This window comes from Pseudomonas sp. GD03862, assembly GCF_029840855.1.
Classification (GTDB): domain Bacteria; phylum Pseudomonadota; class Gammaproteobacteria; order Pseudomonadales; family Pseudomonadaceae; genus Aquipseudomonas; species Aquipseudomonas alloputida.
Genome location: NZ_JAOCDI010000037.1, coordinates 48,992 through 55,768, shown reverse-complemented (window position 1 = coordinate 55,768; position 6,777 = coordinate 48,992). Strand labels below are relative to the sequence as shown.

The window sequence follows — 6,777 nt, the reverse complement described above, 5'->3', positions numbered from 1 at the left end:
GACTGTGGGAGCGGGCTTGCCCGCGAACACGGGCGAAGCCCGTGCCATCCACCACGGTGTTGGCTTCGCGGGCAAGCCCTCTCCCACAGGTACACGCAGCTGCCTACAATGGGGGTTGCCTGACCAGGCGCAACCCCGCCAGCACCAGCGCAAACACCGCAATGCTGGCGGTGTACAGCACCAGCGCCGGCACCGCGAACACCAGTGCCAACACTGCCAGCCACCAGCCGGCACGCGCGGAAACGAACTGGGCCAGTAGCGCAAGGCCCAATCCGCCCCAGGCCATGACTTGATGGTGAATGCCCAACCCCAGCAGCGAACGCACCTCGCACTGCCAATAGGCGGTCGGCACTGCGCACAGCCCTACCCACTGGCCGTCCTCCATCAGGCCGTAACGCACGCCATAACTGGCCGCGAGCCAACCCCCCAGGAACAGCAGCAACAGCGCCGTCGGCAGCGAACGAGACATCCTGTTCTCCAATAGCGGTAATCGAAAACGTCCATGATCGCTTATGCCCGTTTCTAAGGCAAAATCACACCCCGGCAGCTATGTTGCAGATAGCAAGTACGCCAAATGCCACCGCAGCGGGCAACTTTGCCCACCTGGCTGTGGTCCTAGCCTGCACACTGCTCGACCTTGCGTTCTTTTGGGGGATTACATGCTTCGATCTTTGCGCCTCGCTGCCCTGCTCGGCAGCTTGCTCATGGCTGTGGCCGCTTCAGCGCGGGATATCGACGCTGCCAGCTATGGCTACCCTCTTACCAACCCGTTCGAGGCCACCATCGCCACCACGCCGCCGGACAAGCGCCCTGACCTGCCCAGCGACGATGAAATCACTCAGTCCGACTACAGCCTGAACTTGCGCCCGGAACGCGAGTTCACGTTGCCCGACAACTTCTGGGCAGTGAAGAAGCTCAAGTACCGCCTGGCCCGCCAGGATCGCGAAGCGCCGCTGATCTTCATCATCGCCGGCACCGGTGCGCCCTATAGCAGCAGCATCAATGAATACCTGAAAAAGCTGTTCTACCAGGCCGGCTTCCACGTGGTGCAACTGTCATCGCCCACCAGCTATGACTTCATGAGTGCAGCCTCGCGCTTTGCTACCCCCGGCATCAGCCAGGAAGACGCCGAAGACATGTACCGGGTCATGCAGGCCGTGCGCGCCCAGCATCCACGCCTGCCGGTCAGTGATTTCTACCTCACCGGTTACAGCCTGGGTGCGCTGGACGCCGCCTTCGTCAGCCACCTGGACGAAACCCGCCGCAGCTTCAACTTCAAGCGTGTGCTGCTGCTCAACCCACCGGTCAACCTCTACACCTCGATCAACAACCTCGACAAGCTGGTGCAGACCCAGGTCAAGGGCATCGACCGCAGCACCACGTTCTACGAGCTGATGCTGGAAAAACTCACCCGTTACTTCCAGGACAAGGGCTACATCGACCTGAACGACGCCCTGCTGTACGACTTCCAGCAGTCGCGCCAGCACCTGTCCAACGAACAGATGGCCATGCTGATCGGCACTTCGTTCCGCTTCTCGGCAGCGGACATCGCTTTCACTTCCGACCTGATCAACCGCCGCGGCCTGATCATTCCGCCGAAGTTCCCGATCACTGAAGGCAGCAGCCTCACGCCGTTCTTCAAGCGCGCCCTGCAGTGCGACTTCGACTGCTACATGACCGAACAGGTAATTCCGATGTGGCGCGCCCGCACCGACGGCAACAGCATCCTGCAGTTGGTCAACCAGGTCAGTCTGTATGCCCTGGAAGACTATCTGCGCAGCAGTGACAAGATCGCCGTGATGCACAACGCCGACGACGTCATTCTCGGCCCGGGCGACATTGGCTTCCTGCGCAAGGTGTTCGGCGAACGGCTGACCCTCTACCCCCATGGCGGCCATTGCGGCAACCTCAACTACCGCGTCAACAGTGACGCCATGCTGGAGTTCTTCCGTGGTTAACAAACTCCTCTTCGCCACTGCCCTGCTTGCCGCTGGCCACACCCTGGCCGCCGAAACCGCACCCCGAGCCAGTGTGGTCGAGGCCGACCCGCAGGTGATCGGCACCGCGCCACTGGTGCCCGAAGCCGATGGCTTCCTCGACCCGCTGCGTGAGCTGAAATTCAACCCGGGGCTGGACCAGCGCGAGTTCGAGCGCTCAACCCTGCAGGCGCTGAACGTGTACGACCCGCTGGAGTCGATCAACCGGCGCATCTACCACTTCAACTACCGATTGGACCAATGGGTGCTGCTGCCGCTGGTAAATGGCTATCAGTATGTCACCCCAAGCTTCGTGCGCACGGGGGTGAGCAACTTCTTCAACAACCTTGGCGATGTGCCGAACCTGTTCAACAGCGTGTTGCAGCTCAAAGCCAAGCGCTCGGCAGAAATCACTGCGCGACTGATGTTCAACACGATTATCGGCGTGGGTGGGCTGTGGGACCCGGCGACCAGCATGGGCCTGCCGCGCCAGAGCGAGGACTTTGGCCAGACCCTGGGCTTCTATGGCGTACCGGATGGGCCGTACCTGATGCTGCCGGTGTTAGGGCCATCGAACCTGCGCGATACCACCGGGCTGGTGGTGGACTATGCGGGAGAGCAGGCGGTCAACTACCTGAACGTGGCCGAAGCCAGCACCGATCATCCGGAAATCTTCGCCCTGCGTGTGGTGGACAAGCGCTATACGACCAAATTCCGCTATGGCCAGCTGAATTCGCCGTTCGAGTATGAAAAGGTGCGGTATGTGTATACCCAGGCGCGCAAGTTGCAGATAGCCGAGTAAGCCTGCTGCGGCCCTTTCGCTCCTGCACAGGCATTACACAATCCCTTGTAGGAGCGGGTTCACCCGCGAAAGGGCCCGCAAAGGCAACATCAAATCCCCAGGAATTCGCAAAGCTCGCGCTTCTTGGCCAGGGCATCGCGCCGCCCCAGCTCGATCAGTTCACTGCAATAGCTGGCCTCGAACAGCAAATAGCTCAACACTCCCGCCCCGCTGGTGCGCGTCGCCCCCGGCCCCCGTAAGAACAGGCGTAACGCCGCCGGCAACTCGCGGCGGTGCCGAGCGGCAATCTCATCCAGCGGCTGGCTGGGCGCCACCACCAGCACGTCGATCGGTGCCAGCCCCAGGCGCCGGGCATCCAGGTGCGCCGGCAACAGCCCGCTCAAGTGGTTGAGGCGCTGCAGCAGTTCGATATCGCCTTCCAGGCTGTCAATGAACGTACTGTTGAGCATGTGCCCGCCGATCTGCGCCAGGCTCGGCTGCTGCCCGCTGAACACGCGCTGGGGCGGCACCGGTGGCGCTGGCCGCTGCGGGTTTCCGCTGACCCCGACCACCAGCACCCGGCTGGCGCCCAGGTGCAAGGCCGGGCTGATCGGCGCCGACTGGCGCACTGCACCGTCGCCGTAATACTCGCCGCCCAGTTGCACCGGGGCGAACAGCAGCGGGATCGCCGCACTGGCCAGCAGGTGGTCGATGGTCAACGGTGCGGGTACGCCGATACGCCGGTGGCGCAGCCAGGCCTCGATGGTGCCGCGGCCCTGGTAGAAGGTCACCGCCTGGCCAGACTCGTAGCCAAAGGCGGTCACCGCCACGGCGCGCAGTTGCTCGGCGGCCAAGGCGTGGCCGATGCCATCCAGGTTCAGGTGCGTTTGCAGCAGGCTGCGCAACGGGCTGCTGTCGAGCAACGCCACGGGGGCCTGACCACCCAGCCCCAGCAGGCTGTGGCCGACGAAACGGCTGGCCTGGCGCACGACCCCGGGCCAGTCGCTGCGGATGACCAGATGGCTGCGGAAATTCTGCCAGAAGGCAGTGAGCCGCTGCACGGCGTCGTTGAAGTGCACGGCTCCACTGGCCAGGGTGACGGCGTTGATGGCCCCGGCGGAGGTGCCGACGATGACCGGAAAAGGGTTGTCCGCGCCGGCGGGCAGCAACTCGGCGATGCCCGCCAGCACACCGACCTGGTAGGCGGCGCGGGCGCCGCCGCCAGACAGGATGAGACCGGTTACCGGGGGTGGTGCCATGGCGTCCTTCCTGGGGTTGATGTGTTTTCAGCGCTTCTTCTTGTCATACAGCCGCGGCGCACCCTCGGGCCGCGACTTGAACCGGCGGTGCGCCCACAGGTACTGCTCGGGGCACTCGCGCAACACGCTCTCGACCCATTGGTTGATGCGCAGGCAATCGGCCTCTTCGCTTTCCCCGGGGAAATCCGTCAGCGGCGGGTGGATGACCAGCCGATAGCCGCTGCCATCCTCCAGCCGCTTCTGGGTGAACGGAATCACCTGCGCCTTCCCCAACCGGGCGAACTTGGTGGTAGCGGTCACCGTCGCCGCGGGGATGCCAAACAACGGTACGAAGATGCTCTGCTTGGCGCCGTAGTCCTGGTCCGGTGCGTACCAGATCGCCCGGCCCGAACGCAGCAGCTTGAGCATGCCACGTACGTCCTCGCGCTCCACCGCCAGCGAATCGAGGTTGTGACGCTCGCGGCCGCTGCGCTGGATGAAGTCGAACAGTGCATTGCCGTGTTCGCGGTACATGCCGTCGATGGTGTGCTGCTGGCCGAGCAGCGCGGCGCCGATTTCAAGGGTAGTGAAGTGCACCGCCATGAGGATCGCGCCCTGCCCCGCCTGCTGGGCGGCCTGCAGGTGCTCAAGGCCCTCGATATGGGCCAGGCGCGCCAGCCTGGCCTTGGGCCACCACCAGCTCATGGCCATTTCGAAGAAGGCGATGCCGGTGGAGGCGAAGTTGGCCTTGAGCAAACGCTGCCGTTCGTCGACCGACAGCTCCGGGAAGCACAGCTCCAGGTTGCGCGCGGCGATGCGCCGACGTTCACCGGCAAAGCGATACATGACGGCGCCCAGCGCGGCACCGATCTTCAGCAGCACCCGGTACGGCAACTGAACCACCAGCCACAGCAGGCCCAGGCCCAGCCACAGGCCCCAGAACTTGGGGTGAAGGAAATAGGGACGAAAACGCGGGCGTTCCATTGAAGCATCCGGAAAGACAAAGGCCGCGCATTCTACAACGGATCAGCGCATGTTGCGGGCAACCGGTGTTCTCGTTATAAGTCAGGGCACTTTTTTCGCAACAAGCCGTCTATGCAGACCATGAGCCCAAACCACACATCCGACACCGCCTCCGTGTTCCAGCTCAAGGGCAGCATGCTCGCCATTACGGTACTGGAACTGGCACGCAATGACCTTGAAGCCCTCGACCGCCAGTTGGCGGCCAAAGTCGCCCAGGCCCCGAACTTCTTCAGCAATACACCGCTGGTGCTGGCGCTGGACAAGCTGCCGGCCGACGAAGGGGCGGTCGACCTGCCCGGCTTGATGCGAATCTGCCGCCACCACGGCCTGCGTACCCTGGCCATCCGCGCCAACCGCATCGAGGACATCGCCGCCGCCATCGCCATCGACCTGCCGGTGCTGCCGCCGTCAGGGGCCCGCGAACGGCCGCTGGAGCCCGAGCCCGAGGTGGTCAAAAAGCCCGAACCGGCCCCGGCGCCACCACCGCCCCCCGAACCCGAGGTGCGCCCGACCCGCATCATTACTTCGCCAGTACGCGGTGGCCAACAGATCTATGCTCAGGGAGGTGATCTGGTTGTGACGGCTTCGGTCAGCCCAGGTGCGGAACTTCTGGCCGATGGCAACATCCATGTGTACGGCGCCATGCGCGGCCGCGCCCTGGCCGGCATCAAAGGCAACACCAAGGCGCGTATCTTCTGCCAGCAGATGACCGCCGAAATGGTCTCGATCGCCGGCCAGTACAAAGTCTGCGAAGACCTGCGCCGGGATCCACTGTGGGGGACCAGCGTGCAAGTCAGCCTGTCTGGTGACGTGTTGAACATCACCCGTCTTTAACGGATACTTGCCAGCATTTTTAGAGCAACTTTTTTACCGTTGCCTTTATTTAGCTATTTCAGTTTTTTGCAGGGACAAGTGTCCCGACTATTTTTAGGGGTGAAACACCTTGGCCAAGATTCTCGTGGTTACTTCCGGCAAGGGGGGTGTGGGCAAGACCACTACCAGCGCCGCCATTGGTACCGGCCTCGCACTGCGCGGCCACAAGACCGTCATTGTCGACTTCGACGTGGGCCTGCGTAACCTCGACCTGATCATGGGCTGCGAACGCCGCGTGGTGTACGACTTCGTCAACGTGGTCAACGGCGAAGCCAACCTGCAACAGGCCCTGATCAAGGACAAGCGCCTCGAGAACCTGTACGTGCTGGCCGCCAGCCAGACCCGTGACAAGGACGCGCTGACCCAGGAAGGCGTGGAAAAGGTACTGATGGACCTGAAGAAGGACTTCGAGTACGTCATCTGCGACTCGCCTGCCGGTATCGAAAAAGGTGCTCACCTGGCCATGTACTTCGCTGACGAAGCCATCGTGGTGACCAACCCGGAAGTTTCGTCGGTACGTGACTCCGACCGCATGCTGGGCATTCTGTCGAGCAAGTCGCGCCGCTCCGAAAACGGTGAAGAGCCGATCAAGGAGCATTTGCTGATCACCCGCTACCACCCTGAGCGCGTCGTCAAAGGCGAAATGCTGAGCGTGGCCGACGTGGAAGAAATCCTGTCGATCAAGCTCAAGGGTGTGATCCCGGAATCGCAGGCCGTCCTCAAGGCGTCCAACCAGGGTATCCCGGTCATTCTCGATGACCAGAGCGATGCCGGCCAGGCCTACAGTGATGCGGTCGACCGCCTGCTGGGCAAAGAGAAGCCGATGCGCTTCATCGATGTACAGAAGAAGGGATTCTTCGAGCGCATTTTCGGGAGCAAATAAACC

At 62.9% G+C, this 6,777-nt stretch carries 7 protein-coding genes; 4 read left to right on the top strand and 3 right to left on the bottom strand.

All coding sequences use genetic code 11. The annotated features are described in order from the left end of the window. Positions 1-103: 103 nt before the first annotated feature. Positions 104-469: a hypothetical protein gene (locus N5D53_RS21115; RefSeq protein ID WP_014592050.1), complete on the bottom strand. Its 366-nt coding sequence runs from the start codon at positions 467-469 to the stop codon at positions 104-106. A gap of 190 nt (positions 470-659) precedes the next feature. On the opposite strand from N5D53_RS21115, the gene N5D53_RS21110 reads away from it, so the two are divergent. Then, positions 660-1,958, top strand: coding sequence for a serine protein kinase PrkA (locus N5D53_RS21110; RefSeq protein WP_020193404.1), 1,299 nt, complete (start codon positions 660-662; stop codon positions 1,956-1,958). Beyond that, complete coding sequence (locus N5D53_RS21105; RefSeq protein WP_079732502.1) at positions 1,951-2,778, top strand: VacJ family lipoprotein; 828 nt, start codon at positions 1,951-1,953, stop codon at positions 2,776-2,778. Before N5D53_RS21110 ends, N5D53_RS21105 begins: the two co-directional genes overlap by 8 nt. An 89-nt stretch (positions 2,779-2,867) precedes the next feature. On the opposite strand, the gene N5D53_RS21100 is transcribed toward N5D53_RS21105, so the two are convergent. Both N5D53_RS21100 and N5D53_RS21095 read right to left on the bottom strand, forming a co-directional pair. Beyond that, on the bottom strand, positions 2,868-4,016 hold the full coding sequence (locus N5D53_RS21100; RefSeq protein WP_020193406.1) for a patatin-like phospholipase family protein: 1,149 nt from the start codon (positions 4,014-4,016) through the stop codon (positions 2,868-2,870). 27 nt (positions 4,017-4,043) lie between these two features. Further along, entirely contained in the window at positions 4,044-4,979 is a 936-nt protein-coding gene (locus N5D53_RS21095; RefSeq protein WP_104962383.1) for a lipid A biosynthesis lauroyl acyltransferase, read from the bottom strand. Between the two features lie 111 nt (positions 4,980-5,090). On the opposite strand from N5D53_RS21095, the gene minC reads away from it, so the two are divergent. Further along, positions 5,091-5,852, top strand: coding sequence for a septum site-determining protein MinC (gene minC, locus N5D53_RS21090; protein ID WP_020192896.1), 762 nt, complete (start codon positions 5,091-5,093; stop codon positions 5,850-5,852). A 109-nt stretch (positions 5,853-5,961) separates the two neighbouring features. After that, on the top strand, positions 5,962-6,774 hold the full coding sequence (gene minD / locus N5D53_RS21085) for a septum site-determining protein MinD (protein WP_003252574.1): 813 nt from the start codon (positions 5,962-5,964) through the stop codon (positions 6,772-6,774). Positions 6,775-6,777: the final 3 nt, after the last annotated feature.

Excerpts from the sequence above, each read along its gene's own strand:
- N5D53_RS21115 (WP_014592050.1), bottom strand. The coding sequence starts at position 469 with ATGTCTCGTTCGCTGCCGACGGCGCTGTTGCTGCTGTTCCTGGGGGGT.
- N5D53_RS21100 (WP_020193406.1), bottom strand. The coding sequence starts at position 4,016 with ATGGCACCACCCCCGGTAACCGGTCTCATCCTGTCTGGCGGCGGCGCC.
- minC (WP_020192896.1), top strand. The coding sequence starts at position 5,091 with ATGCAGACCATGAGCCCAAACCACACATCCGACACCGCCTCCGTGTTC.
- N5D53_RS21110 (WP_020193404.1), top strand. The coding sequence starts at position 660 with ATGCTTCGATCTTTGCGCCTCGCTGCCCTGCTCGGCAGCTTGCTCATG.
- N5D53_RS21095 (WP_104962383.1), bottom strand. The coding sequence starts at position 4,979 with ATGGAACGCCCGCGTTTTCGTCCCTATTTCCTTCACCCCAAGTTCTGG.